General features: G+C 70.6%; 23 protein-coding genes and 4 tRNA genes. 24 read left to right on the forward strand and 3 right to left on the reverse strand.

The window, feature by feature from the left end; all coding sequences use genetic code 11:
* Nucleotides 1-9: 9 nt before the first annotated feature.
* The 3 genes from OOK41_RS06310 (at nt 10) to OOK41_RS06320 (ending at nt 3950) form a co-directional block, all read left to right on the forward strand.
* On the forward strand, nt 10-1482 hold the full coding sequence (locus OOK41_RS06310) for an NADH-quinone oxidoreductase subunit N (protein WP_266263286.1): 1473 nt from the start codon (nt 10-12) through the stop codon (nt 1480-1482).
* Between the two features lie 174 nt (nt 1483-1656).
* Complete coding sequence (gene htpX / locus OOK41_RS06315) at nt 1657-2535, forward strand: zinc metalloprotease HtpX (protein WP_266263288.1); 879 nt, start codon at nt 1657-1659, stop codon at nt 2533-2535.
* Between the two features lie 155 nt (nt 2536-2690).
* Nucleotides 2691-3950: an MFS transporter gene (locus OOK41_RS06320; protein WP_266263290.1), complete on the forward strand. Its 1260-nt coding sequence runs from the start codon at nt 2691-2693 to the stop codon at nt 3948-3950.
* A gap of 205 nt (nt 3951-4155) precedes the next feature.
* Here the strand turns inward: OOK41_RS06320 and OOK41_RS06325 are convergent, their stop codons facing one another.
* Both OOK41_RS06325 and OOK41_RS06330 read right to left on the reverse strand, forming a co-directional pair.
* Nucleotides 4156-5547 (reverse strand): LPXTG cell wall anchor domain-containing protein, encoded by a 1392-nt coding sequence (locus tag OOK41_RS06325; protein WP_266263291.1) that lies wholly within the window; start codon nt 5545-5547, stop codon nt 4156-4158.
* Between the two features lie 250 nt (nt 5548-5797).
* The gene (locus tag OOK41_RS06330; protein ID WP_117665048.1) at nt 5798-6292 is read right to left on the reverse strand and encodes a YajQ family cyclic di-GMP-binding protein; all 495 of its coding nucleotides are present in this window, start codon (nt 6290-6292) and stop codon (nt 5798-5800) included.
* A gap of 148 nt (nt 6293-6440) precedes the next feature.
* On the opposite strand from OOK41_RS06330, the gene OOK41_RS06335 reads away from it, so the two are divergent.
* The 4 genes from OOK41_RS06335 to OOK41_RS06350 all read left to right on the forward strand — a co-directional run bounded on the left by OOK41_RS06335 (nt 6441) and on the right by OOK41_RS06350 (nt 8247).
* Nucleotides 6441-6524 (forward strand) — tRNA-Tyr (locus tag OOK41_RS06335).
* 214 nt (nt 6525-6738) lie between these two features.
* Nucleotides 6739-6885: a hypothetical protein gene (locus OOK41_RS06340; RefSeq protein WP_266263292.1), complete on the forward strand. Its 147-nt coding sequence runs from the start codon at nt 6739-6741 to the stop codon at nt 6883-6885.
* A gap of 26 nt (nt 6886-6911) precedes the next feature.
* Nucleotides 6912-7421, forward strand: coding sequence for a GNAT family N-acetyltransferase (locus OOK41_RS06345; RefSeq protein ID WP_266263294.1), 510 nt, complete (start codon nt 6912-6914; stop codon nt 7419-7421).
* A 106-nt stretch (nt 7422-7527) separates the two neighbouring features.
* Nucleotides 7528-8247, forward strand: a complete 720-nt coding sequence (locus OOK41_RS06350) for a hypothetical protein (protein ID WP_266263296.1) — start codon at nt 7528-7530, stop codon at nt 8245-8247.
* Between the two features lie 385 nt (nt 8248-8632).
* On the opposite strand, the gene OOK41_RS06355 is transcribed toward OOK41_RS06350, so the two are convergent.
* Nucleotides 8633-9463, reverse strand: a complete 831-nt coding sequence (locus tag OOK41_RS06355) for a M55 family metallopeptidase (RefSeq protein WP_266263297.1) — start codon at nt 9461-9463, stop codon at nt 8633-8635.
* Between the two features lie 728 nt (nt 9464-10191).
* Between OOK41_RS06355 and OOK41_RS06360 the strand changes: the two genes are divergently transcribed.
* The 17 genes from OOK41_RS06360 (at nt 10192) to OOK41_RS06440 (ending at nt 24537) form a co-directional block, all read left to right on the forward strand.
* Nucleotides 10192-10332: a hypothetical protein gene (locus OOK41_RS06360; RefSeq protein WP_165878016.1), complete on the forward strand. Its 141-nt coding sequence runs from the start codon at nt 10192-10194 to the stop codon at nt 10330-10332.
* A gap of 108 nt (nt 10333-10440) precedes the next feature.
* Nucleotides 10441-12972, forward strand: a complete 2532-nt coding sequence (locus OOK41_RS06365; RefSeq protein WP_117665080.1) for a bifunctional diguanylate cyclase/phosphodiesterase — start codon at nt 10441-10443, stop codon at nt 12970-12972.
* A 128-nt stretch (nt 12973-13100) separates the two neighbouring features.
* Nucleotides 13101-13173 (forward strand) — tRNA-Thr (locus OOK41_RS06370).
* A gap of 25 nt (nt 13174-13198) precedes the next feature.
* Nucleotides 13199-13271, forward strand: a tRNA-Met gene (locus tag OOK41_RS06375).
* Nucleotides 13272-13404: 133 nt separating this feature from the next.
* Nucleotides 13405-13572, forward strand: a complete 168-nt coding sequence (rpmG, locus tag OOK41_RS06380; protein ID WP_007073056.1) for a 50S ribosomal protein L33 — start codon at nt 13405-13407, stop codon at nt 13570-13572.
* A 120-nt stretch (nt 13573-13692) separates the two neighbouring features.
* Nucleotides 13693-14139: a MaoC family dehydratase N-terminal domain-containing protein gene (locus tag OOK41_RS06385; RefSeq protein WP_117665081.1), complete on the forward strand. Its 447-nt coding sequence runs from the start codon at nt 13693-13695 to the stop codon at nt 14137-14139.
* 1 nt (nt 14140) lies between these two features.
* Entirely contained in the window at nt 14141-14533 is a 393-nt protein-coding gene (locus OOK41_RS06390) for a MaoC family dehydratase (RefSeq protein WP_117665082.1), read from the forward strand.
* A gap of 127 nt (nt 14534-14660) precedes the next feature.
* A tRNA-Trp gene (locus OOK41_RS06395) sits at nt 14661-14733 on the forward strand.
* 209 nt (nt 14734-14942) lie between these two features.
* Complete coding sequence (gene secE / locus OOK41_RS06400) at nt 14943-15335, forward strand: preprotein translocase subunit SecE (RefSeq protein WP_117665083.1); 393 nt, start codon at nt 14943-14945, stop codon at nt 15333-15335.
* Nucleotides 15336-15374: 39 nt separating this feature from the next.
* Nucleotides 15375-16097, forward strand: coding sequence for a transcription termination/antitermination protein NusG (gene nusG / locus OOK41_RS06405; protein WP_117665084.1), 723 nt, complete (start codon nt 15375-15377; stop codon nt 16095-16097).
* Between the two features lie 182 nt (nt 16098-16279).
* A complete protein-coding gene (gene rplK / locus OOK41_RS06410) occupies nt 16280-16711 on the forward strand; it encodes a 50S ribosomal protein L11 (protein WP_266263303.1) in 432 nt (143 codons plus the stop codon).
* 81 nt (nt 16712-16792) lie between these two features.
* On the forward strand, nt 16793-17509 hold the full coding sequence (rplA, locus tag OOK41_RS06415; protein WP_117665086.1) for a 50S ribosomal protein L1: 717 nt from the start codon (nt 16793-16795) through the stop codon (nt 17507-17509).
* Nucleotides 17510-17587: 78 nt separating this feature from the next.
* On the forward strand, nt 17588-18457 hold the full coding sequence (locus OOK41_RS06420) for an ABC transporter ATP-binding protein (protein WP_266263304.1): 870 nt from the start codon (nt 17588-17590) through the stop codon (nt 18455-18457).
* Nucleotides 18454-19143 carry a hypothetical protein gene (locus OOK41_RS06425; protein ID WP_117665088.1) on the forward strand — a complete coding sequence of 230 codons (690 nt, stop codon included), beginning with the start codon at nt 18454-18456 and terminating at the stop codon, nt 19141-19143. Before OOK41_RS06420 ends, OOK41_RS06425 begins: the two co-directional genes overlap by 4 nt.
* A gap of 401 nt (nt 19144-19544) precedes the next feature.
* Complete coding sequence (rplJ, locus tag OOK41_RS06430; RefSeq protein WP_117665089.1) at nt 19545-20090, forward strand: 50S ribosomal protein L10; 546 nt, start codon at nt 19545-19547, stop codon at nt 20088-20090.
* Between the two features lie 53 nt (nt 20091-20143).
* Nucleotides 20144-20530, forward strand: a complete 387-nt coding sequence (gene rplL / locus OOK41_RS06435) for a 50S ribosomal protein L7/L12 (RefSeq protein WP_117665090.1) — start codon at nt 20144-20146, stop codon at nt 20528-20530.
* A gap of 575 nt (nt 20531-21105) precedes the next feature.
* Nucleotides 21106-24537 (forward strand): DNA-directed RNA polymerase subunit beta, encoded by a 3432-nt coding sequence (locus tag OOK41_RS06440; protein WP_117665091.1) that lies wholly within the window; start codon nt 21106-21108, stop codon nt 24535-24537.
* Nucleotides 24538-24541: the final 4 nt, after the last annotated feature.

Genomic DNA, 24541 nt, shown 5'->3' on the forward strand with positions numbered 1-24541 from the left:
CGGGCTCAGATGAGTGTGGTGCAGAGCGTCGACAGCGTGGCGCTGCTCCCGGCATACCTCGCGGCCGGCACGGCCGTCCTGGTGCTGCTGACCGACCTGCTGGTGGCGCGGGCCGCCGCGACGGTGGCGGTGGCCGCCGCCGGGTCGGTCGCCACCGCGCTCGGCTGCGCCGTCGTCGGGGCGGGCGGCGAGCGCTCCACCTTCTGCGTCGGCGCCGACTGCTCGTACGTCTTCGGTGGCCGGGCCGCCCTGGTCGGGGCCCTGTTCGCCCTGCTCACCCTCGGGGTGCTGGCGCTGTCCGGGCCGCTGCTGCGGGCCGGGAAGTCCCCGGTGGGGGAGTACTGCTTCCTGCTCGCCTGCTCGATGACCGGCGGCGTGGTGCTCGGCGCGGCCGGCGACCTGATCACCCTGATCGTGGCGCTGGAGACGTTGACCCTGCCGCTGTACGTGCTCGTCGGGCTGCGCCGGGGGAGCCTGGCCAGCGCCGAGGCGGCGGTGACGTTCTTCGTGGTGAGCGTGGTCGCCACCACCCTCACCCTGCTCGGCGCGGCCCTGCTCTACGCGGTCACCGGCGGACTGCACCTGGGCCGGGTCGGCGCGCTGTTCGCCGAGCGCCCCGACCTGCTGGACGTGCCGCTGACCACGGCGGCCGTGGCGCTGGTGCTGCTCGGGCTGGCGTTCAAGGTGGCCGCCGTGCCGTTCCACGCCTGGGCCCCGGCCACCTACGACGGCGCGCCGCTGCCCGTGGCGGCGTACCTGTCGACCGCCTCGAAGCTCGGCGGGGTGGTGGCCCTGCTCGCGGTGGTCCAGCGGGCCCTGCCGGCGGAGGTGACCGGCCCCGTGCTCGCCGGACTCGCCGTGCTCACCATGACCGTGGGCAACCTGGTGGCGCTGCGTCAACGCCGGGCGGTCCGGCTGCTCGCCTGGTCGTCGGTGGCCCAGGCCGGGTACATTCTCGCCCCGCTCGGCGCGCTCGCGCTGGCCGCCGGCCGCGCCGCCGACGCCCGCGCCGCCGCGTACGCCGCCGCCGTCGCGTACGCGGTCTTCTTCGTGGTGCTGGAGCTGGCCGCGTTCGCGGCGCTGGTGGCGCTGCGGCCGGCCGACGCCGACGGCGGCACCCTCGTCGAGCTGCGCGGCGCGGCCCGGCGGCGGCCCTGGGTGGGGGCCGCGTTCGCGCTGGCCCTGATCGGGCTGGCCGGTCTCCCGCCGGGGCTGGCCGGTCTCTTCGCGAAGGTGACGGTGGTCCGGGCCCTGCTGGACGGGGGCGCGGCCTGGCTGGCCCTGGTCGTGGCGGTGAACGCGGTGATCGGTCTCGCCTACTACCTCCGGGTCGCCGCCCTGCTGTACGCCCCGGCGGCAGACGCCGCGCCCGTCCCGGCCCGCCCGGCCGGAACCGTCGCCGTCGCGCTCGCCGCCGCCACCGCCGTCGCGCTGGTCGTCGGCTTCGCCCCGCAGCTCGTGCTGGACCTCGCCGCCCGCTGACCCGGTGTATATCGCCCCCCGGGGCGCGGCCAGACCGGATCGCTCCTGACCTGGGGCTCAGTCGTCGCTCAGCTTTTACAGGTAACTCACAGTCATTAGATGGATGGTTGACGGGTACCGGTTTGTTGGACCGGTCAGCGGGTCCCGCGTGACCCGCGCACCGAAGGAGCGATCGTGCATCACAACCGTCTGAAGACCGCAGCGCTGCTCGGCCTGTTGACCTCGCTGATCCTCGCGGTCGGCTACTGGTTCGGCGGGAGCGGCGGGCTCGTCATCGCCGTCGTCATCTCGTTGGTGATGAACGGTGTGACCTACTTCTACTCCGACAAGCTCGCGCTGCGCTCGATGCGGGCGCAACCGGTCAGCGAGGCGCAGTTCCCCGAGCTGTACCGGATGGTCCGTGAGCTGGCCACCGAGGCGCGGCAGCCGATGCCCCGCCTGTACGTCAGCCCCACCTCGCAGCCCAACGCGTTCGCCACGGGGCGCAACCCGGCCAACGCGGCGGTCTGCGTCACCCAGGGCATCACGGAGATTCTCGACTACCGCGAGCTGCGCGGGGTGATCGGGCACGAGCTGTCACACGTCTACAACCGGGACATCCTCATCTCCAGCGTGGCGGCCGGCCTGGCCGGCATCATCACCATGCTGGCCAACCTGGCGTGGTTCATCCCGCTGGGCTCCTCCGACGACGAGGACGCCCCGAACCCGGCCGTGCTGCTGCTCACCCTGATCCTCGGCCCGATCGCGGCAACCGTGATCCAGTTGGCGATCAGCCGCAGCCGGGAGTTCCAGGCCGATGCGTCCGGCGCCCAGCTCACCCGGGACCCGCTGGCCCTGGCCAGCGCCCTGAAGAAGATCCACATGGGCACCCAGGCCCGCCCGCTGCCGGCCCAGGGGCAGCTCACCAGCACCGCCCACCTGATGATCGACAACCCGTTCAAGCGGGGCGGCGGTATCGCCGCGCTCTTCTCCACCCACCCCCGGATGGAGGAGCGGGTCGCCCGGCTGGAGCGGATGGCCGCCAGCGCCGGCCCGGTGCAGTTCCAGCGCTGACGCCCGTACCGCCCGATCCGTCCGTGCCCGGTCCCACCGGGCCCGGGCGGATCGTCGTGTACGCGACGAGACGCCGGCCATAACCGGTTCACTCCCGACAGTCGCGGCGTTAGGGTCGGGACGTCTTCCGCTCATTACATCCCTGGAGGTTTCCCGTGGCCGCACTGCGCCAGTACCTGGGCGTCTGGCGGATCCCCGGCGCGCCGATGCTGCTCGTCCTCGGCATCATCGGCCGGCTCGGGATCGGCATGACGCCGCTGGCGCTGCTGCTCGTCGTGGAGCAGGTCACCGGGAGGTACTCTCTCGCCGCGGTCGCCGGCGGCATCTACGCGCTCTCCGGCGCCGCGCTCAGCCCGATCGCCGGCCGGGTCGCCGACCGGGTCGGCCCGACGCCGGTGCTGCTGGCCACCGCCGTCGCCCACCCCCTCGCGCTGTCCGGCCTGCTGCTGGCGAGCCGTTCCGACGCCAACAACCTGGCCCTGATCTACGTGGCCTCCGGGATCGCCGGCGCCACGTACCCGCCGCTGACCGCCGCGATCCGGGGCGCCTGGAACGACCTGACCGGCTCCGCCTCCGGCCGGTACCACCTGCGCAACACCGCCCTGGCCGCGGAGACCTCACTCTTCGAGGTGGTCTTCGTGCTCGGCCCGCTGCTGGTGGCCGGGTTCGTCCTGTTCGCCGACGCGACGGCCGCCCTGGTCGGGGCGGCGGTGGTCACCCTGGTCGGCACCACCGCCGTGGCGCTCGGCCGGGTGATGCGCGGCTGGCGCCCGCACCCGCGCGAGCACCAGGCCCGGGGGCTCGGCCCGCTGCGGGTCGGCGGCTTCCCCGCGCTGCTGCTCTGCGTCGCCAGCCTCGGCATCGCGTTCGGCGCCGCCGGGGTGATCGTGCCGGCCTTCGCCGGGAGCCAGCCGACCGACGACCCGGAGAGCCTCGCCGGGCTGCTGCTCGCGGTCTGGGGGGTCGGCAGCGCGGCCGGCGGGTTCTGGTTCGGCGTCCGCAAGCCGGCGGCGAACATGACCCGCCAGTTCGCCTGGCTGCTCGCCACCGTCGCCGGCAGCTTCGCTGTGTTCGCGGTGATGCCCGGGCCGCTGCCGCTGGGCGTCGCATTGATCGTCGGCGGGGCCACCATCGCCCCCGCGCTGACCCTGGAGAACACCCTGGTCGGGCGGATCGCCCCCGCCGGCATGCTGAACGAGGCGTACACCTGGGTGGTCACCATGTCGGTGGCGGCCAGCGCAGCCGGCGGCGCGGTGGCCGGGCTGATCGTCGACCACACCGGCGGCGTGCCCTGGGCCTTCCTCTTCGCCGGGTCGGCGGTCGCCGTCGGGGCTGCGGTCGCCGCGCTCCCGTCCGGCCCGATCGCCCGCGCCGAGGCCACGGCGGTACGCGCCGAGCAGACCCTCGCCGCCTGAACCCGGGGCCTGGGGGATCCTGACCGTGGTACCGGTGCTGATCCTCTGCGGCTGAGGTGGGCGTGCCCGCCGGTAGTGGTCGGCTCGGCGGTTCCGGTCCGCTCGGCGGCGCCAACCGGCGCACGCGGAAGCGCCGGGATGCTGGCTGAGCCGGGACGGACTCCGGGCACCGGAATTCCGGTGCCCGGAGTGCCTGTCGAACCGATCAGACCTGAACGTGCGCCCTGCGGCGGATCCGGCTGGCCCCGAGCAGGAGACCGCCGGTGGCCAGGAGGCCGCCACCCAGGGAGAGGGCAGCGGCGGAGCTGTCACCGGTGACCGGCAGCTTCGGCTCGTCCTTGTCGCCCTTGTCGTGCTTGCCGTGCTCGTCGTGCTCGTCGTCCTTGCCGTCGTGCCGGTGGTCGAACTTGCCGTCCCGGATGCAGACGGTGACGGTGGCAGGGTCGGAGGTCACGGTCTTGCCGTCGAACTTGCCGGTCGCTCGGGCCGTGTTGACCACCTTCCCGGCCTTGACGTCGGCCGAGGTCACCACATGCGGCTTGACGGCGTGACAGTCGGTGCTCGTACCCGGCGCCAGCGTGGTGCTGTTGCAGACCACCGCGCCGGCGGTCGGGTCGTCGACGGCGACGTTGGTGATGGTGACCGTGCCGGTGTTGGTCACCCGGTAGGTGTAGAAGATCTTGTCGCCCTTGGCGGCGAAGCCGTCGTTCTCACACTTCTTGTGACAGTCCGACTCGACCCGGGCCTTCTTGTCGATCGACAGGCTGGCCTGCTTCGGCGGGGTCGGCTCGGTGGTCACGGTGAACGTCGCCTGGTTGGACGACACCTTCTGCTCGTGGAACGTCCCGGTCGCCTGCGCGGTGTTGACGATCTTGCCGTTGTCCACGTCGGCCTTCGTGACGGTGTACGTGCCGGTGCAGGTGGTGCTCGCCCCCGGCGCGAGCGACGTGGCCTGGCAGGTGATGCCGGAGACCGTGTCGTCGGTGACGGTGATGCCGGTGATCGGGTCGGCCGTGCCCGTGCTCTGGTTCGTCACCGTGTAGGTGTAGGTGACCTTGTCACCGGCCTGCACGCCGGTGGCCGGGGTGCCGGTCTTGGTGAGCCCAAGCTTCGGGTTCACCTGGGGGTTCGATGCCGCGCAGGTGTGGGTGAGCACGAAGAAATCCGCGCTTCCGGAGATCACGGCGGTGGCGCCGGTGAGCGTCCAGCCAGCCGGGAGCCGGATCCACGCCTTGCTGGTCCCCATGCCGTTGACGATGGCGCTGTTGGGGTCGGTGGGGATCGTCCGCGTGACGGTGCCGCTCGGCGTGCTGAACGTCGCTGTGATCGACTCGAAGTTGCCGCTGGTGTGTGGGTTTCCCGGCAGGTTGAACACCCACACGTCCTCGTTGGGGAAGGGCCCACCGCCGAGGTTCGGGTCGCAGTCTTGGGTGAACTCGGCCGCCGTCGTCGGCACGTTCCCCGGGTTGATGTTGATCGTCGACGCGGCGACGGCCGGCGAGCCGGCCGCGAGCAGCAGGGCGCCGGCCAGCAGCGTGAAGGCGGCCAGTCGTACCCGGATGCCGGCCCGTCTGCTCGGCGAAGAGGTCTTGCTCATGTGGATCCCCCGTGTCGTGGACTATTGACAAAGGGGGCAACGAGTAGTAGGAGACGCACGTCACGCTGGGGAAGGTGAAATCCCCCGCTAGGTGGAAAAGATGCACTTTCTGCCACCACGTCGCCTTGGCTGCGCCCATGCGTGTGCCAAGGGCGGCTGCTCTGGGTGAGCTTCGTGCCCGGTGAGCCGTCGAGTTGCAGCCGCTCGCCGGTGGCGGCCGGCCCCAGGGGTGGCGGCCGGCCGCACCGCGTCAGCGGTAGTTGGTGAATTGCAGGGCGACGCCGAAGTCATCGCCCTTGAGCAGCGTGATGACGGCCTGGAGGTCGTCCTTCTTCTTGCCGGTGACCCGGAGCTGATCGCCCTGGATCTGCGCCTGGACGCCCTTGGGACCCTCGTCCCGGATCTTCTTGCTGATCGCCTTGGCCTTGTCCGATTCGATGCCCTGGATCACCTTGGCATCGATCTTGAAGATCTTGCCGGAGGGACGCGGGTCGCCGGCGTCGAGGGACTTCAGCGAGATGTTCCGCTTGACCAGCTTCTCCTTGAAGACGTCCAGGGCCGCCCGGACCCGCTCCTCGGTCTCCGCCTGGAGGCTGATCGCCTCCTCACCCGACCAGGAGATCTCCGCGCCGGTGCCCCGGAAGTCGAACCGCGTCGCGAGCTCCTTCTCCGCCTGGCGGAGGGCGTTGTCGACCTCCTGCCGGTCGACCTTGCTCACGATGTCGAACGACGGGTTCGCTGCCATGCTCATGCTCCTGCTGTCCGGCGGTCAGTGCACGTACGTCGCCCGCCGACCAGCGGCACGACCCTCTGACGGTACCCGGTTGCGCCGGACCCGGGAGCAACCGCTATCCTTGGCTCCGCTGCCGCGCACGGCGTGGTGGTGATGCCCTGGCGGGTTGCCCGAGCGGCCAATGGGAGCGGACTGTAAATCCGTCGCGAAAGCTTCAGAGGTTCGAATCCTCTACCCGCCACCAGGTGCGAGTACGGCCCCCGACCAGCACAAATGCTGATCGGGGGCCGTTGTCATTGATCTAGCGGAGCCCGGCTGAGTCCAGCCGTTGACGACTGTCCTCGTCATAGCCGGAATCAATGATGTCGTAGATGCTCTGAAGGCCGATCAGCTCGTCTGCCAGGGGAGTGCCGTCCCGGGTGATGAACCGGTACGCCCAAGAGGTGAGGTCGCGAGGCGTGATGGTGGATGTGCCCAGCGTCCCGCCGACCGAGGTCGTCGGGCGCCTGGGCTGCGGCGTCGCCGTCCTGCTCCGCGTCTATGCCAACTGTATCGATGGGGGAGACGACATCATGAACGACAAGTTCGGCGAGGCCTTCGGATGAGCGTGGGACCGGTTGAGGATGAGCCGATGACGACCGAAGTAGATGCGCCACTGGTCAGAACGGAGCGGCTCGTGCTGCGGGAGATCCGTTCGTCCGACATGGCTGTTCTTGAACGGATGTGGCGTGACCCGGTAATGCGGCGTTACCTCGGTGGCCCCGTGTCTGACGAGGTGGTGGCCCAACGGCGAGTGAGTGACCACACGGGCGGGCTGATGGTGGCGGTGAATTCCGGAGAGGCCGTCGGCTGGTGCCACCTCGGCCGGTACCGGACGGGGGACCTTGAGCTGTCGTACGTCTTCCTGCCCGAGTGGTGGGGACGCGGGTACGCCCGGGAAGCGTGTGCCGCGGCCATCGGTCTGGCCTTCAACCGGTTCCCGGACGACGTTCGTCTGATTGCTGTCGCCCAGGAGGCGAACCTTCGATCGGTTCGCCTCCTGGAAGCCCTCGGCATGGTCCGGATCGACGCGTTCGAGGAGTTCGATGCGCGTCAGGTGCTGTACGCGATCGACCGCACGTGGGCAGCGTCCGGGGCATAAGGAGATGGTGGGCACCGGGACGCGAGAGCGTCGGGCGACGGCGAGATGCCGCAGTCAGCGCGGCTGAGAGCGCAACAATGAACCTCGATTGTCCGGCGGTGGCCAGGTGACGGAGTTGAAGGCCCTCGGTGGACGATGGGCGCGGGGTGAGGTGCTTCCGCCGGTTCTTGCGGGAGTCGCCCTGGGGATGGCGGCTTTCGCTGTCGACCTCGTGCCGGAAGCTGTGGGTAGGTTCCTCGTGCCAGCCTTCAGCTCGGGATTCGCCTGGGGCGTGGTGGCCCTGGCCGTGAGCTGCTACGCCCCGACCTTGAGATCAGCTCTCGTCGCTGGGGTCGGAACACTCGCCCTGGCGACCCTGACCTACTACGGCCTCGTTGCCTCGCTGAGTCGGCAGTGGCTCAGCGGTTCGGGGCCGACACCGTCACCCGACGGACTCTCCTCCGTCACTCGTGCGTCGGCCTTCTGGCTGGCCGGCGCGTTGTCCGGCGGACTGGTCCTGGGCTGCCTCGCGCACGTCGTCCGGGTCGGCACAGCCCGTAACGCCAGCATTGCCCTCGGCGTTGCGTTCGGGCTGCTCACCAGTGAGGCCGCCTATGCCATCTTTCACGTCATCTTCATCTGGGTCGGGCCCGTGGATTCCTTCGTCTGGGCCAGGCTTGGGGCGGCGGCAGTGCAACTCCTTCTTGCGGCAGCAGTTGCGTTCTTTGCGTTACGGCTCCGCCGGCCGCCGGTCTCACTGTGGGTCTTCCTGGTGACCGCCACGGTGTCGACGGCGGTGAGCGCCGCGAGTTGGCATCTCATCGAGTCGGTCCGGATGACGCTGTAGCGCGCGATCGGCGGTCGGGGCAGAGTTCCGTACGTGGGCAGATGGTAGGCAGCTCGCGCCCCCCCCAGACGGCCGATTGGCAGGGAGAAGCAGCAGCTCAGCGGGGTTGTCCCAGCCAAGATCACGGACGCCCTGTGAATCCGTCGCGAAAGCTTCAGAGGTTCGAATCCTCTACCCGCCACCAGGTGCACCAGCGGCCCCGACCAGCAGGAATGCTGGTCGGGGCCGCTGTCGTCGTGTCGCTCCCAGTTCTCCGGCCCGTTCGGTCGTTCCCCGATCGGATCGAATCGGGGCCGCCGCCGACCGGCAGATTTTGCGCCGACATCCTGTGCGCGGTCCCGCCCGAGAACTGATCCCGCAGCGGTACGCGCCCCCGGCGTACCGGTCAGGCGTTCTTGACCTCGGCGAGTTGCACGAGGAGTTGGACCACGTCGTACGCCTCGGCGACGTCTCGGCCGGTGAAGGTGACCGTCCGCGCGCCAGCGGCGCGCTCGACGCCCGGGATCAGCGTCGCCATGTCGACGGCGGCGGGATTGTGCAGATCAACCTCCAGCGCCACCGGACCGCTGATCGACAGGGGCGGCACCTGCGCCCGTCGTCCCATCGCGGTGGCCGCACCCTGCCGGAGCCGGTCGCGCGCGACCGCCGGGTGCAGCACCTCGGCGGCGAGCTGACCCAGCGCCCGCTTGACCGGGACGGTCGAGGCTTCGGGCACCAGTTCCAGCAGTTCGGCGCAGGCTGCGTCGTCGCCGCTGAGCAGCACGACCGGGGCGCCGTGCTGACCGGCCAGGGCGGCGTTGATGCCGATCTCGCCGACCTCACGCCCGTTGAGCCGTACGCCGAGGACGGCGTCGCTCATGGTGTGGGCGAGCGTGGCGGGGCCGGTGCCGGCGCGGGCGTGGTAGCCGACGAACAACACGGCGTCCACGTCGTCGTCGAGCCCCGCCAGCATGCCCCGTGGGCGGGGTCGGCCGCGGATCAGCCGCACCCGCCGGTCGAGATCCTCCACCAGCAGGTTGCGGAAGGGACCGTGCCCGTCGACCACGACGATCTCGGCCGACGGCTCCGCGTCCAGCACCCCGGCGACGACGGCGTTGACGTCGGCGGTCATCAGCGCCCGGCCACGCTCATAGTCGTACCGGTCGGGGTTGGTCTCCGTGGAGTGGACGATGCCGGAGACGCCCTCCATGTCGGCTGAGATCAATACCTTTGCCATTCCCCACCCTAACGCGATCAGCCGTCCCCCCCTCGGGGCCCGCCCGGCCCGGGTGGGCGGGGGAGGCTGGGGCCGGTGATGGAAGCGGCGACCGCGCCGAGGGCGAGCACGAACCGGCTCCTGACGCGGAATTCCGGGCCGCGCGCCAGGGGGGACGAACGACCGGTCGGTGCGCCCGTTCGAGGCCCTGGGGCATCCGGATCGGCACGTTCGGCACGTTCGGTGGTTCGATGCGCGGTACGCCTGGTCAGGTACTCGGTCGAGGGCGAGCGGGCGGTGGGCCGGTCGGGTGGCCGAGGCGTCGGTGGCCCGTCGGCGTAGAAGGCGGACCCCCTCCCGGGCTGCCGCCACGAGGTGGAGCGCGGCCGGGTGGGGTCCGGAGAACGACGGTCCCTTTCGATATCTGCTCTACTGTGGTGTGCTGTTCCGGAGCGAAGCGCCATGCGGCTTTAGAGGCACTCAAGGCTTTAGAGGCACTCAATGAGTTTCCGGGGACTGCCCCGTGATTGGCGAATTAGGTCCGAGTGTTCGCCAAATGAAGCGAGGCGTGGAAGGCGAGGTCGCGGGGGTATCGCCCCGCCAGGCAGGGCGTCCTACCGATCGGTCGGACTTGCTGCCGACCAGGCGGAGCCAGGCCACCGAGGGCTTTGTTGCTCTCAGTGTGTGTGGCACCATCATGGAATCTTCACGCCCCCCGTGCTGCCCGTTTCGTGACAGGAGCCCCACAGATGCCTACTCAAAAGCTGGGTCGGCTGCTCGGCATGACCCTGATGCTCTTCGCGCTCGCCTCCGGCGTCGCTTCGGTAGCCTCCGTCGCCGGTGCTCCGCCCGCTGGCGGGCTGGCGACCCTCGAGTTCGAGTGGAACTAGGTTCTTCCCGGTTCGTGTGACACCTGCCGCCGCCCGGGTGACCGGGCGGCGGCGGTAGCGACCAGGCATCGGCGCGGAGTTCACTCTCGGTGACGACAAGGGAGCAGGATGACGAGCCGTGCGACAGCCGTGCGACGACGCGGGACTGACCTCGCCTGGTTGATAACCGGGCCGCTGGCGTTCCTCGCCGTCATCTGCTGCCTGCTGATCGCGCTGGTGGAGCGGGAGCCGTTCGGCGAGTGGGGCCTGGGTCTGCTGCTGCTCACCGCCCTGGTCGCCGCCCACCTGCCGGTCCTGAGCTTCGTCGTCCGGCGGCAGACGTTCTCGGCCACGATCACCGAGATCCCGCTGGTCCTCGCCCTGTACTACCTGCCGCCGCTGACCCTGGTGCTGGTCGCCACCCTCGCCGCGCTGATCGCCCAACTCCGGCGGCGACTCGGTCCGGCCAAGTTCGCCTTCAACGTCGCCCGCTCCGCCGCGGCGACCTCCCTCGCCGCCCTGGTCCTGCTGGCGCTCCCCCCGATCCGGGGCGTGGGGCCCGGCACCTGGGGCATCCTCTTCGCGGCGGTCAGCACCATCACCCTGGTCACCCTCGCCGCCGTGGTCGGCGTGATCACCCTGCTCCAGGGCTGGCAGGCCGGGCTCGAAGTGGTCCGCACGTCCACCGTGCCGCTGCTGGTCGCCGGCGTGAACGCCACCGTCGGCCTGATCATCCTGCTCGCGGTGACCGCCACCTACTGGTCGCTGCTGGTGCTCGGGGCGCTCGCGGTGACGGTGGCCGTGGTCTACCGGGCGTACGCCCAGTTCCTCCGCCAGCACCGCAGCCTCGCCGACATCTACGAGCTGACCCGGGCCATGGCCCGCAGCGGCCAGGACGGCACCCTGCCGGACGCGCTGCTCGGCCGGGTCCGCGCCCTCATGCAGGCCGAGTACGCCACCCTGTGGCTGCCCGCCCAGGGCCGGCATCCGGAGGTGCTGCTGACCGCCCGGGTGGACGGCCACGGCCTGCTCGACTTCTCCAAGATCCCCGCGGCGGTCCGGGAGCGGGTGGTGCAGCAGCGGCAGACCGTCGCGCTCGGTGCCCGGCTCGGCGGCGACCGGGAGCAGCTGGCGATGCTGCGGACCGCCCCCGCGAAGGACGCGATCATCGTGCCGCTGCGCTCGGGGGAGGCGGTGATCGGAACGCTCGAGGTGGTCAACCGGCTCAGCAGCCTCGGCCACTTCACCCCGGCCGACGTGCCGGTGATCGAGACGGTGGCCGCGCACGCGGCGGTGGCCCTGGAGAACTCCCGGCTGGTCGACCGGCTGCGGCACGACGCGTACCACGACACGCTGACCAAGCTGCCCAACCGGCGGCGGATCTCCGGCGCGCTCGACGAGGCGGTGAAGATCCGTGCCCCGGGCGAGGTGGTGGCCGTGCTGCTGTTCGACGTCGACGGGCTGCGCCAGGTCAACGAGTCGCTCGGCCACGCCGCCGGGGACCAGGTCCTCGCCGAGGTCGCCGCCCGGCTGCGCGCCTCCGCGCCGTCCTCGTCGCTGGTCGGCCGGGCCGGCGGCGACGAGTTCCTGGTGACGCTGCGGCTGGAGAACGCCGAGGCGGCGCTGGAACTGGCCACGCGGCTGCGCGAGGAGATCCGCGCCGAGATGGTCTTCGACGCGTTCACCCTCGACGTGGACACCGCGGTCGGCGTGGCCGTGCACCCCGACCACGGCAGCGACGCGGCGACCCTGCTGCAACGGGTCGACCTGGCGGCGTCGGCGGCGAAGTCGATGCCCGGCAGCATCCAGCTGTTCAACCCGGCTCTGGAGTCCCGGTCGCTGCGCCGGCTCGGCCTCGCCGGTGACCTGCGCCGGGCCCTCGACGACGGCGCGTTGGAGGTCTACTTCCAGCCCAAGGTGACCCTGCGGGACCGCCGCCTGGTCGGGGTGGAGTGCCTGGCCCGCTGGGAGCACCCGGCACACGGCGAGGTGGCCCCGGAGGACTTCGTGGCGGTGGCCGAGCACACCGGCCAGCTCGGCCGGCTGACCGAGGCGGTGCTGCGGGAGGGGCTACGACGCAGCCGGGACTGGACGCACGCCGAGCAGCCGCTCGCCGTCGCGGTCAACCTCTCCGCCCGTACGCTCATCGACCGGCACTTCCCCGACCAGGTGCGTGATCTGCTGGCCGAGTACGACGTCCCACCGCAGCGGCTCACCTTCGAGATCCGGGAGGCCGGGGTGCTGGACGGCACCGACCGCCCGATCCCGACCCTGCGCCGGCTGCGCGACCTCGGCGTCCGGCTGTCGGTGGACGACTTCGGTACCGGCTCGTCCTCGCTGGCCTACCTGCGTCGGCTGCCGGTGCACGAGGTGAAGGTCGACCGGTCGTTCGTGCAGGGCATGGCGACCGACCCGAGTGACCTGGCCATCGTCAACGCGGTGGTGACCCTCTCCCAGCAGTTCGGCCTGGCGGTGGTGGCCGAGGGCGTGGAGAGCGAGCTGACCCTGGAGCTGCTCCAGGACATCGGCTGCGAGATCGGCCAGGGCTTCCTGTTCAGCCGTCCGCTGCCGTACGAGCGGCTGGAGGCGTGGTTCGGGGCCCAGTTGGAGTCCGAGGCGCTCGTCGGCCCGGACGTCCGCCGGCTGCGCGTCGTCCCCTGACGCGCCGGCTCCAAAGGGGCGCTGACCTGGGCGGACGTTTACCCACCCGACGGCGGGGGGATCCGATTTCACCTCCGGGGCGGGGCCGTGTACTCTTACCTCTGCGCGGCCACCGAGTGATCGTGCAAGCCCCCTTAGCTCAGTCGGCAGAGCGTCTCCATGGTAAGGAGAAGGTCTACGGTTCGATTCCGTAAGGGGGCTCAAAGGGTCCGGTGGGGCCCGCCGCGGCGGTGTAGCTCAGATGGCAGAGCAAGCGGCTCATAATCGCTGTGTCGCCGGTTCAATTCCGGCCACCGCTACTCTCGTCCTCCGGGTTCGTTCCCGGTGGTCGGTGGGATGGGCGCCACAGGCGCCCACTTTGCATGTCCGCGTCCCCAGCACGTAAGCTGAGGCGCTTTAGTTGTTGACCGTTAGCGAGGAAGGCACTCCGCCGTGGCGAAGGCTACCGATGTCCGGCCGAAGATCACTTTGGCGTGTGTGGAGTGCAAGGAGCGCAACTACATCACGCGCAAGAACCGCCGCAACGACCCGGACCGCATCGAGCTGAAGAAGTTCTGCCCCCGGGACGGCCGGCACACGGTCCACCGCGAGACCCGCTGACCCACCGCCGGCGCAGGCCGGCCACTCGACACCCGATCGCCGATCCGGAACGGATGCGCGGCTTCTGCCGCACGTCCGCCTCCGGGTCGGCTTTCGTGCTTTCCGTGTAGGTTCTCGGGCATGCCCTTGGACCAGTCCTTCGTCGGCCGGACCTATCCGCCGACCGCCCCCTACCAGGTGGGCCGAGAGAAGATCCGCGAGTTCGCCACCGCGATCGGCGCCGCCGACCTCGCGTACCACGACCCGGAGGCCGCCCGGGCGCTCGGTCACCCGGACGTGGTCGCACCGCCGACCTTCCCCATCGTGCTGACGATGGCCGCCAGCCGGCAGATCATCGACGACCCGGCGATCGGCGTCGACTACAGCCGGGTGGTCCACGGCGACCAGCGGTTCGCGTACACCCGCCCGGTGGTGGCCGGTGACGAGCTGGTCTGCGCGAACACGATCGAGGCCATCAGCAGCCGGGGCGGGCACGACTTCCTGACCACCCGCACCGATGTCACCACCGTCGCCGGCGAGCCGGTGGTCGCCGTCTGGTCCAAGCTTGTCGTACGCGGGGAGGCCTGACATGGAACTGCCCACCAAGACCTTCCGGGTCACCCGGGCCGACCTGGTCCAGTACGCGGGCGCCTCGGGCGACTTCAACCCGATCCACTGGAGCGACCGGTTCGCCACCGGCGTCGGCCTGCCCGGGGTGATCGCGCACGGCATGTTCACCATGGCCCTGGTCGGCCGGGCGGTCAGCGAGTGGGCCGGCGCGCCCGACGCGGTGGTCGACTACGGGGTCCGGTTCACCCGTCCGGTGGTCGTTCCGGACGACGACGACGGCACCGAGGTCGAGGTGACCGCCAAGGTCAAGGACACCACCGAAGAGGGCCTGACCAGGCTGGACATCATCGCGACGTGCCGGGGGGAGAAGGTGCTCTCGCAGGCCCGGGCGGTGATCCGGACGCCCCGCTGAGGGGATTCCGCCACGCGAGGGGGTGGACCGGTTGGGAAAGTGGCGTCGCTACCCGTACACTGGTCCGCCGTGGGGCAAGTGACCCCGCCCGGTGCTTCATGGCCGGGTCGGGCGAGCGTTGCCGCACAGGGGTGTAGCTCAATTGGCAGAGCAGCGGTCTCCAAAACCGCAGGCTGCAGGTTCAAGTCCTGTCACCCCTGCGCCTCAGGCCTGACCGTTCCCGTGGGTCGCGCCGCCAACCGGCGGCGTCCGGCCCGTGGTGGTGGCATCGGCGTGGTGGTTCCGAGGCATCGGGCCCGTCCGTCGATCCGCCGGCCGCGGCCCGTCGCGGGACGGTTGGTCCGGCCGGCGTGACCAGCGCCGCGCATGCCGCACCGGCGTGCGACCCGATTCCGCGACGGAGGGCGAAGTGGCCGAGAACAAGCGGCGCAGCGAGGACGCCGGCGACGACGACCGTCTGAACGACGAGGTCGTCGACGACGTGGCCGCCGACGACGCCACCGACGCGGACGAGCCGGTCTCCCGTGGTGGCACGGCCACCCGGGCGCGGGCCAAGGCCGAGTCGGCCGATGAGAGGAAGACCCGCAAGGACACCGAGCGGGTGGGGCTGTTCGCCCGCATCGCGCGGTTCTTCCGCGAGGTCGTGGCCGAGCTGCGTAAGGTCATCTGGCCTACCCGCAAGGAGCTGCTGACCTACACCGCCGTGGTCGTCACCTTTGTCGCCGTGATGCTGACGATCGTGGCCGGCCTGGACTACGCCTTCGCGAAGGGCGTGCTGTGGGTCTTCGGCAACCCCAGCTGACCGGCTGACTCAAGCCGATAGTGACGGAAGTGAGCGAGCGTGCCTGAGTACGACGAGACCGCCGAGACCACGGACGAGCAGTCCGCGGTGGCGACGGCGGCCAACGATGAGTCGGTCGAGGCCGCCAGCGAGCCGGACTTTCCGACCACCGAGCCCGCCCCGGAAGTGGACTACGACCCGGTCGCGGAGCTGCGCCAGAAGCTGCGCTACGCGCCGGGTGACTGGTACGTGGTGCACTCGTACGCCGGCTACGAGAACAAGGTCAAGACCAACCTCGAGACCCGGATCACCTCCCTCGACATGGAGGAGTACATCTACCAGGTCGAGGTGCCGACCCGGGAAGAGGTCGAGGTCAAGAACGGCAAGCGGTCCCAGATCCAGGCCAAGGTGTTCCCCGGCTACATCCTGGTCCGGATGGAGCTGACCGCGGAGTCCTACTCCTGCGTGCGCAACACCCCCGGGGTCACCGGCTTCGTGGGGGCGACCGACCGGGCCGACCGACCGGCGCCGCTGAGCCTCGACGAGGTGATCAAGTGGCTCGCCCCGTCGATCGAGACCGAGCAGAAGAAGGCCAAGCCCGAGATCAAGGTTCTGGACTTCGAGGTGGGCGACTCGGTCACCGTCACCGACGGCGCGTTCGCCTCGCTGCCGGCGACGATCAGCGAGATCAACGCCGACCAGCAGAAGCTCAAGGTGCTGGTGTCGATCTTCGGCCGGGAGACCCCGGTCGAGCTGAACTTCAACCAGGTAACCAAGATCTGACGTTCCGGTCGCCGGCGGTGGGCAGCAGCCCGTCGCCGGCGTACCCGTTCCGCCCCCTCGCCGGACCTCGGCGCAGGGGGCGGCGGAGCGTTGCGCTACCCTAGAACGTCGGCCGTCGCCTCGCGCTGACCGTGCGCGCCCCCGGCCGGCACCTTTCCCAGTTCCAAGCCCCAGGAAGAGACATGCCTCCGAAGAAGAAGCTCGTCAAGACGTTCACGCTTCAGCTGCCGGCTGGCCAGGCCACTCCGGCGCCGCCGGTCGGCCCCGCGCTCGGCCAGCACGGCGTGAACATCATGGAGTTCTGCAAGTCCTACAACGCGCAGACCGAGTCCCAGCGGGGCGACGTCGTCCCCGCCGAGATCAGCGTGTACGAGGACCGCTCCTTCACCTTCATCCTGAAGACCCCGCCCGCCACCCGGCTGCTGATCAAGGCCGCCGGCGTGCAGAAGGGCTCCGGCGTCCCGCACAAGGAGAAGATCGGCTCGGTCACCCGCGCCCAGTTGCGGGAGATCGCCGAGAAGAAGATGTCCGACCTCAACGCCAACGACGTCGAGCAGGCTGAGAAGATCATCGCCGGCACCGCCCGGTCGATGGGCATCGTCGTCGCCGACTGACCTCGGTCACTGCTTCCCGATCAGTTCGTGGGAGGGCACGCGGACGCCGCGGCCCGCCATAGACCACAGGAGTAACCAGAAATGCAGCGCAGCAAGACCTACCGCAAGGCCGCCGAGGTCATTGACCGGTCGAAGCTCTACACGCCGGCCGAGGCGGTCAAGATCGCCAAGGACACCACCAGCGCCAAGTTCGACGCCACGGTCGAGGTCGCCATGCGCCTCGGCGTCGACCCCCGCAAGGCGGACCAGATGGTCCGCGGCGTGGTCAACCTGCCGCACGGCACCGGCAAGACCGCCCGCGTGATCGTCTTCGCCGCCGGCGCGAAGGCCGAGGAGGCCGCCGCCGCCGGTGCGGACGAGGTGGGCACCGACGAGCTCGTCGCCCGGATCCAGGGCGGCTGGCTCGACTTCGACGCGGCGATCGCCACGCCGGACCAGATGGCCAAGATCGGCCGGATCGCGCGGATCCTGGGCCCGCGCGGCCTGATGCCGAACCCGAAGACCGGCACGGTGACCATGGACGTCACCAAGGCCGTCTCGGACATCAAGGGCGGCAAGATCACCTTCCGGGTGGACAAGCACTCCAACCTCCACCTGATCATCGGCAAGGCCTCGTTCTCCGAGACCCAGCTGGTCGACAACTACGCCGCGGTCCTCGACGAGGTGCTGCGGGCCAAGCCGTCGGCGGCGAAGGGCAAGTACCTGAAGAAGATCACCCTCACCACCACGATGGGCCCGGGCGTGCCGGTCGACCCGAACCTGGTGAAGAACCTCCAGGAGGGCGCGACCGAGGCCTGAGCACCGCTGCCTCGATGGGGCCCCGCCACGAGCTGTGGCGGGGCCCCATCCGTCTGTCCGGTGTGGCAGGCTCGCGGCATGCGGTGGGAGGACGTCTGGCTGCGATACGGCCGGCGCGGTCCGTGGGTGCTGCGGGAGGCGAACCTGCGGCTCGGCCCGGGCGAGGCCGCGGTGGTGGTCGGCCGCAACGGCGCCGGCAAGTCGACGCTGCTCCAGTTGGCGGCCGGGGTGCTCAGGCCGACCCGGGGCCGGGTCGTCGACCGCCCGCGGCACGTCGGCTGGGTACCGGAACGGTTCCCCGCCGACCAGCCGTTCACCGTGCAGCGTTACCTGGCCGGGATGGCCCGGGTGGCCGGGCTGGGCGGGAGCGAGGCCGACCTGGCGGTCGACCGGTGGACCGAGCGGCTCGGCCTGACCCGGTTCCGGGGCGTGCGCCTTCCCGAGCTGTCCAAGGGCACGGCCCAGAAGGTCGGCCTGGCCCAGGCGATGCTGCGCCGGCCCGGCCTGCTCATTCTCGACGAGCCCTGGGAGGGCCTCGACACCGCGGCCCGGGAGTTGGTCCCCGGGCTGATCGACGAGGTGCTGGCGGCCGGCGGGTCGGTGCTGGTCAGCGACCACCGGGGCGAGACGGCGCGGCTACCGGGCGCCACTCACTGGACCGTCGCCGACGGCACCGTCACCGCGCGGGCGTCGGCCGACGCGCCGGTCGAGGCGCTCGTCGTGGTCGAGGTCGCGGTCCCGGCCGCGCGGGCGGCCGGCACCGTCGCCAGGTTGCGCGCCGACGGCCACCACGTTCTCGGGGTACGCGCCGCGGCCCCGCCCGACGCCCCCGCCCCCGGAGCGCCGGCCACACCGGTCGCCGGTGAACCGGGCGGTCCGCCGGCCCCTGCCGACGGGGCGGGCGGGGGCGTGCCGGCAACCGGGCCGGCCGGGCGGGTGGGCCGGTGAGCGGGCTGGTCCGGCTGCGGCTGGCCGGCTTCCTGCGTACCGGACGGGCGGTCGCGCCCCTGCTGGCCGGGCTGCTCGCCCTCGGCGTCCTGTACGGCGGCGGTCGGGCGCAGCCGGCCGAGGCGTACGGCGTCTCGGCGGTGGTGCTGTTCCCGGTGCTGGCGTGGCAGACCAAGATCCTGCTCGACGTCGAGCCGGACGTGCAGCGCCGGCTGGCCCTGGTGCTCGCCGGGGCGGCCCGGGAGCGGGCCGCCGGGCTGCTCGCGGCGGTCGTGGCCGGGCTCGGCACGGTCGCCGTCGGGTTGGTCCTGCCGTGGCTGGTGGGCGGGGTGACCAGCCAGGTGACGCCGGGCGGCCGGTCCCTGGCCGCCGGCGTCGCCCTCGGCGTCTGGGCGCACCTGCTCGCCCTGCCGGCCGCCGTGGCGCTCGGCGCGCTGGCCAGCCGGGCGGTCACGGGCAGCGCCGGGTATGGCGTCGCGGTGCTGGCGCTCGGCGTGGTCGGCACGCTGGTCCTGGGTCTGTCCGACTCGGTGGTGCCGTGGTTGGCGCCCCCGGTGATGCCCGCCGCCCGGGCCATTGCCGCCGGCCCGTCCGGCGCCACCGTGGCGCTGCTCAGCGGGTGGGCGGTCGCCTGGAGCGCCACGGCCCTGGCCGGGTACGCCTGGCGCCGGCGGGCCCGCGCCTGATCGCGACCGCCCGGGTGCCGCACCTCGCGTCCGCTGGGCCGCTGCGGGCCCCGGTGCGCGGCGAGCGGGGTCGATCACCGGCGGGGGAGTGACGGGGCGCACCCGGGGGCGATTTGGCGGTCGCGGGGCGTGTCGCGTAACCTTGGCGCGAAGTACCACCCAGAGACCGCTGGTCACCGTGCTCCGGCACGGTCGAAGGTCCCGCTTCGACGGGCGACCCGCGCAGGGCGGCAAGCGAAACTCGGCTCTGTTCCCGTGGTCCACCGACTGCGGTGCGATCGGCCGGCCCTCGCCCCGTGCGCCCTGCGCCGGGGCTTTTCTCGTTGTCGTGGCCCCTCCGGTACCGCGGAAGCCTGCCGGCTTCCCGGTGGACCAGCCTGGAGCAACGAGAGAGGAGGGACATGGCGGACAAGCCGATCCGGGCCGACAAGGCCACGGCCGTCGTCGAGCTGACCGAGAACTTCCGCAACGCGGGCGCTACGGTGCTGACCGAGTACCGTGGTCTGACGGTTTCCCAGCTCACCCAGCTGCGGCGCTCGCTCGGCAAGGAGACCACCTACACGGTCGCGAAGAACACGCTGGCGAAGCGTGCCGCGACCGACGCGGGTATCTCCGGGCTCGACGAGCTGTTCACCGGTCCTACCGCGCTGACTTTCGTTTCGGGCGACGTCGTCGAGGCGGCGAAGGGGCTTCGCGACTTCGCGAAGGCCAACCCGAAGCTCGTCATCAAGGGCGGCGTCTTCGAGGGCAAGGCCATTTCCGCGGCCGAGGTCACGAAGCTCGCCGACCTGGAGTCCCGCGAGGTGCTGCTGGCCAAGCTGGCCGGCGCGATGAAGGGCAACCTGAGCAAGGCCGCGGCCCTGTTCCAGGCCCCGCTGTCGAAGACCGCCCGGCTGGCGGCAGCGCTGCAGGACAAGCGCGAGAAGGAGGGCGCCGAGGCGGCCTGAGGGCCCCCGGCGCACCCACGTTCTTAGTCAAACATTAGGAAAGGACGCCAGACATGGCGAAGCTCAGCACCGACGAGCTGCTCGACGCGTTCAAGGAGATGACGCTGATCGAGCTCTCCGAGTTCGTGAAGCAGTTCGAGGAGACCTTCGAGGTCACCGCCGCGGCTCCGGTCGCCGTCGCCGGCCCGGCGGGCCCGGCCGGCCCGGCCGCCCCGGTCGAGGAGGAGAAGGACGAGTTCGACGTCGTCCTCGAGGCCGACGGTGGCAAGAAGATCCAGGTCATCAAGGTCGTGCGTGAGCTGACCGGCCTGGGCCTGAAGGAGGCCAAGGACGCGGTCGAGGCCGCGCCGAAGGCCATCCTGGAGAAGGTCAACAAGGAGACCGCCGAGAAGGCCAAGGCCAAGCTCGAGGGCGAGGGCGCCAAGGTCACCCTCAAGTAATTGGGGCTGTACCGGGCGCGCCCGGCTCACGTGAGCCAGGGCACAATCCGACGCGGCGGGCGGCGATCCGAATTCGGGATCGTCGCCCGCCGTGTTCGTGCTGGGACCGCCAGCAACGGTCTGAGCAGGGCGTGGGCGCCCGGTACCCGGCGGTGCGGCGGGGCCGGCCGGTCGTCCGTCGGTGGGAAACACGTGTCGCTGACGAGACCGGCCCTTGACGCGGCCCCGGGCCGCCAGGCACGCTGACACCAGCAAGACCTTCCGCGCTTGCAACGGCCACCTCTTGGGTATTGGCAACGGCGGCACCACCGGCCGCCGCACCCGAGCGGTTCCGTAGGTCCGCCGCGTTCCGAGCGGCCCGGTCAGTCCCCCTTTCGGGGGAAGCCGAGGCGCGTTCCGCGACGACTTGCGGGCTGGGCTGGACAGCGGTTAGCCTCTCGGCTACACTGCTAGTTTGCGCTGCCTTCTGACTTTATCCCTGCGCAGAAATGTCCGATTGCGGGTATTTCTGGTGGGGTCATTGGAGTGCACGCGTACCAGCCGTTCTGCAGCACCGGTCCTCGGAAGGACGCATCTTGGCAGCTTCCCGCCCTGCGAAGACCAGTCGTACGTCGAGCGCTTTCGCTCCCCGCCGAGTCTCTTTCGGCAGGATCACCGAACACCTCGAGGTCCCCAACCTCCTCGCCATCCAGAACGAGTCCTTCGACTGGCTCGTCGGCAACGAGGCTTGGCAGGGCCGGTCGGCGGACGACCCGCACGCACGCTCGGGTCTCGCGGAAATCCTCGACGAGATCAGTCCCATTGAGGACTTCTCCGGCACCATGTCGCTCTCCTTCTCGGCACCGCGCTTCGACGAGGTCAAGGCCTCGATCGAGGAGTGCAAGGAGAAGGACCTGACCTACTGCGCCCCGCTGTTCGTGACGGCGGAGTTCACCAACAACACCACCGGCGAGATCAAGAGCCAGACGGTGTTCATGGGTGACTTCCCGATGATGACGCCCAAGGGCACCTTCATCATCAACGGCACCGAGCGCGTCGTGGTCAGCCAGCTCGTCCGGTCCCCGGGCGTGTACTTCGACAAGCAGCCGGACAAGACCTCCGACCGCGACCTCTCCAGCGTCAAGGTCATCCCGAGTCGGGGTGCCTGGCTGGAGTTCGACATCGACAAGCGCGACACGGTCGGCGTCCGCATCGACCGCAAGCGCCGGCAGGCCGTCACGGTCCTGCTCAAGGCCATCGGTTGGTCCGCCGAGCGGATCCGCGAGAAGTTCGGCTGGTCCGAGCTGCTGATGACCACGCTCGAGAAGGACCACATCGCCGGCCAGGACGAGGCGCTGCTAGACATCTACCGCAAGCTCCGCCCTGGCGAGCCGCCGACCCGCGAGAACGCCCAGACCCTGCTCGACAACCTCTTCTTCAACCCGAAGCGGTACGACGTCGCCAAGGTCGGTCGTTACAAGTTCAACAAGAAGCTCGAAGTGGGCGTGCCGATCACCACCGGCACCCTGACCGAGGACGACATCGTCGCCACCGTGGAGTACCTGTGCCGGCTGCACGCCGGTGAGGACGGCTACGAGGCCGACGACATCGACCACTTCGGCAACCGGCGCCTGCGTACCGTGGGTGAGCTGATCCAGAACCAGGTCCGGGTCGGCCTGTCCCGGATGGAGCGGGTCGTCCGCGAGCGGATGACCACCCAGGACGTCGAGGCGATCACGCCGCAGACCTTGATCAACATCCGCCCCGTGGTGGCGGCGATCAAGGAGTTCTTCGGCACGTCGCAGCTGTCCCAGTTCATGGACCAGACCAACCCGCTGGCGGGCCTGACCCACCGGCGCCGGCTGAGCGCGCTCGGTCCGGGTGGTCTGTCCCGGGAGCGGGCCGGCTTCGAGGTCCGCGACGTGCACCCGTCCCACTACGGCCGGATGTGCCCGATCGAGACGCCGGAAGGCCCGAACATCGGTCTGATCGGCGCGCTCTCCACCTTCGCCCGGGTCAACCCGTTCGGCTTCATCGAGACGCCGTACCGGAAGGTCGTCGACGGTCGGGTCACCGACCAGATCGACTACCTGACCGCGGACGAGGAGGACCGGTTCGTCAAGGCCCAGGCCAACGCGCCGCTGAAGGCCGACGGCACGTTCGCCGAGGACCGGGTCCTGTGCCGCCGTAAGGGCGGCGAGACCGAGGACGTGGTTCCCGGCGCCGTCGACTACATGGACGTCTCGCCGCGGCAGATGACCTCGGTCGCGACCGCGATGATCCCGTTCCTCGAGCACGACGACGCCAACCGGGCCCTGATGGGCGCGAACATGCAGCGCCAGGCCGTGCCGCTGGTCAAGGCCGAGTCGCCGCTCGTCGGCACCGGCATGGAGTACCGCGCCGCCGTCGACGCCGGTGACGTGGTCGTGGCCGAGGTCGGCGGTGTCATCGAGGACCTCTGCGCCGACTACATCACCATCCACCAGGACGACGGCCACCGCCGGACGTACCTGCTGCACAAGTTCCGCCGCTCCAACGCCGGCTCCTGCGTCAACCAGAAGCCGGTGGTCTTCGAGGGCGACCGCGTCGAGGCCGGCCAGGTCATCGCCGACGGTCCGTGCACCGACGAGGGCGAGATGGCGCTCGGGCGCAACCTGCTGGTGGCGTTCATGTGCTGGGAGGGCCACAACTACGAGGACGCGATCATCCTGTCGCAGCGCCTCGTGCAGCAGGACGTGCTCACCTCGATCCACATCGAGGAGCACGAGGTCGACGCCCGGGACACCAAGCTCGGCCCGGAGGAGATCACCCGCGACATCCCGAACGTCAGCGAGGAGATGCTCGCCGACCTCGACGAGCGCGGCATCATCCGGATCGGCGCCGAGGTCGTCCCCGGTGACATCCTGGTCGGCAAGGTCACGCCCAAGGGCGAGACCGAGCTGACCCCGGAGGAGCGGCTGCTCCGCGCGATCTTCGGCGAGAAGGCGCGCGAGGTCCGGGACACCTCGCTGAAGGTGCCGCACGGTGAGACCGGCACGGTCATCGGCGTGCGTACCTTCTCCCGGGAGGACGGCGACGAGCTGCCCCCGGGCGTCAACGAGCTGGTCCGGGTCTACGTCGCCCAGAAGCGGAAGATCCAGGACGGCGACAAGCTCGCCGGCCGGCACGGCAACAAGGGTGTCATCTCGAAGATCCTGCCGATCGAGGACATGCCGTTCCTGGAGGACGGCACCCCCGTCGACATCGTGCTCAACCCGCTGGGTGTGCCGTCCCGGATGAACATCGGCCAGGTGCTGGAGACGCACCTCGGCTGGGTGGCCAAGACGGGGTGGAACGTCGAGGGCGACGACTCCGAGTGGAAGCGCCAGCTGCGCTCCATCGAGGCGCACGAGTCCGAGCCGGACACCAACGTGGCCACGCCGGTCTTCGACGGCGCCCGCGAGGAGGAGATCTCCGGTCTGCTCGCGTCGACCCTGCCCAACCGGGACGGCAAGCAGCTGATCGGCTCCTCCGGCAAGGCGCAGCTGTTCGACGGCCGCTCGGGCGAGCCGCTGCCGGACCCGATCGCGGTCGGCTACATCTACATCCTGAAGCTCAACCACCTGGTCGATGACAAGATCCACGCCCGGTCGACCGGCCCGTACTCGATGATCACGCAGCAGCCGCTGGGTGGTAAGGCGCAGTTCGGTGGCCAGCGCTTCGGTGAGATGGAGTGCTGGGCGATGCAGGCGTACGGCGCCGCGTACGCCCTGCAGGAGCTGCTGACGATCAAGTCCGACGACGTCCTGGGCCGGGTCAAGGTCTACGAGGCGATCGTCAAGGGCGAGAACATCCCGGAGCCGGGCATTCCGGAGTCGTTCAAGGTGTTGCTCAAGGAGCTGCAGTCGCTGTGCCTCAACGTGGAGGTGCTCTCCAGCGACGGTGTGGCCCTGGAGATGCGCGAGACCGATGACGAGGTGTTCCGGGCCGCGGAGGAGCTGGGCATCGACCTGTCCCGGCGCGAGCCGAGCTCGGTCGAAGAGGTGTAGGTGG

The sequence above is a fragment of the Micromonospora sp. NBC_01655 genome (assembly GCF_026339755.1).
In the GTDB taxonomy this organism is placed as follows: domain Bacteria; phylum Actinomycetota; class Actinomycetes; order Mycobacteriales; family Micromonosporaceae; genus Micromonospora.

Coding starts and splice junctions, on each gene's coding strand:
- OOK41_RS06310 (WP_266263286.1), top strand. CDS start 10: ATGAGTGTGGTGCAGAGCGTCGACAGCGTGGCGCTGCTCCCGGCATAC.
- OOK41_RS06325 (WP_266263291.1), bottom strand. CDS start 5,547: ATGAGCAAGACCTCTTCGCCGAGCAGACGGGCCGGCATCCGGGTACGA.
- OOK41_RS06330 (WP_117665048.1), bottom strand. CDS start 6,292: ATGGCAGCGAACCCGTCGTTCGACATCGTGAGCAAGGTCGACCGGCAG.
- OOK41_RS06345 (WP_266263294.1), top strand. CDS start 6,912: ATGACGACCGAAGTAGATGCGCCACTGGTCAGAACGGAGCGGCTCGTG.
- OOK41_RS06355 (WP_266263297.1), bottom strand. CDS start 9,463: ATGGCAAAGGTATTGATCTCAGCCGACATGGAGGGCGTCTCCGGCATC.
- OOK41_RS06360 (WP_165878016.1), top strand. CDS start 10,192: ATGCCTACTCAAAAGCTGGGTCGGCTGCTCGGCATGACCCTGATGCTC.
- OOK41_RS06365 (WP_117665080.1), top strand. CDS start 10,441: ATGACGAGCCGTGCGACAGCCGTGCGACGACGCGGGACTGACCTCGCC.
- OOK41_RS06385 (WP_117665081.1), top strand. CDS start 13,693: ATGCCCTTGGACCAGTCCTTCGTCGGCCGGACCTATCCGCCGACCGCC.
- OOK41_RS06390 (WP_117665082.1), top strand. CDS start 14,141: ATGGAACTGCCCACCAAGACCTTCCGGGTCACCCGGGCCGACCTGGTC.
- rplK (WP_266263303.1), top strand. CDS start 16,280: ATGCCTCCGAAGAAGAAGCTCGTCAAGACGTTCACGCTTCAGCTGCCG.
- rplA (WP_117665086.1), top strand. CDS start 16,793: ATGCAGCGCAGCAAGACCTACCGCAAGGCCGCCGAGGTCATTGACCGG.
- OOK41_RS06420 (WP_266263304.1), top strand. CDS start 17,588: ATGCGGTGGGAGGACGTCTGGCTGCGATACGGCCGGCGCGGTCCGTGG.
- rplJ (WP_117665089.1), top strand. CDS start 19,545: ATGGCGGACAAGCCGATCCGGGCCGACAAGGCCACGGCCGTCGTCGAG.
- rplL (WP_117665090.1), top strand. CDS start 20,144: ATGGCGAAGCTCAGCACCGACGAGCTGCTCGACGCGTTCAAGGAGATG.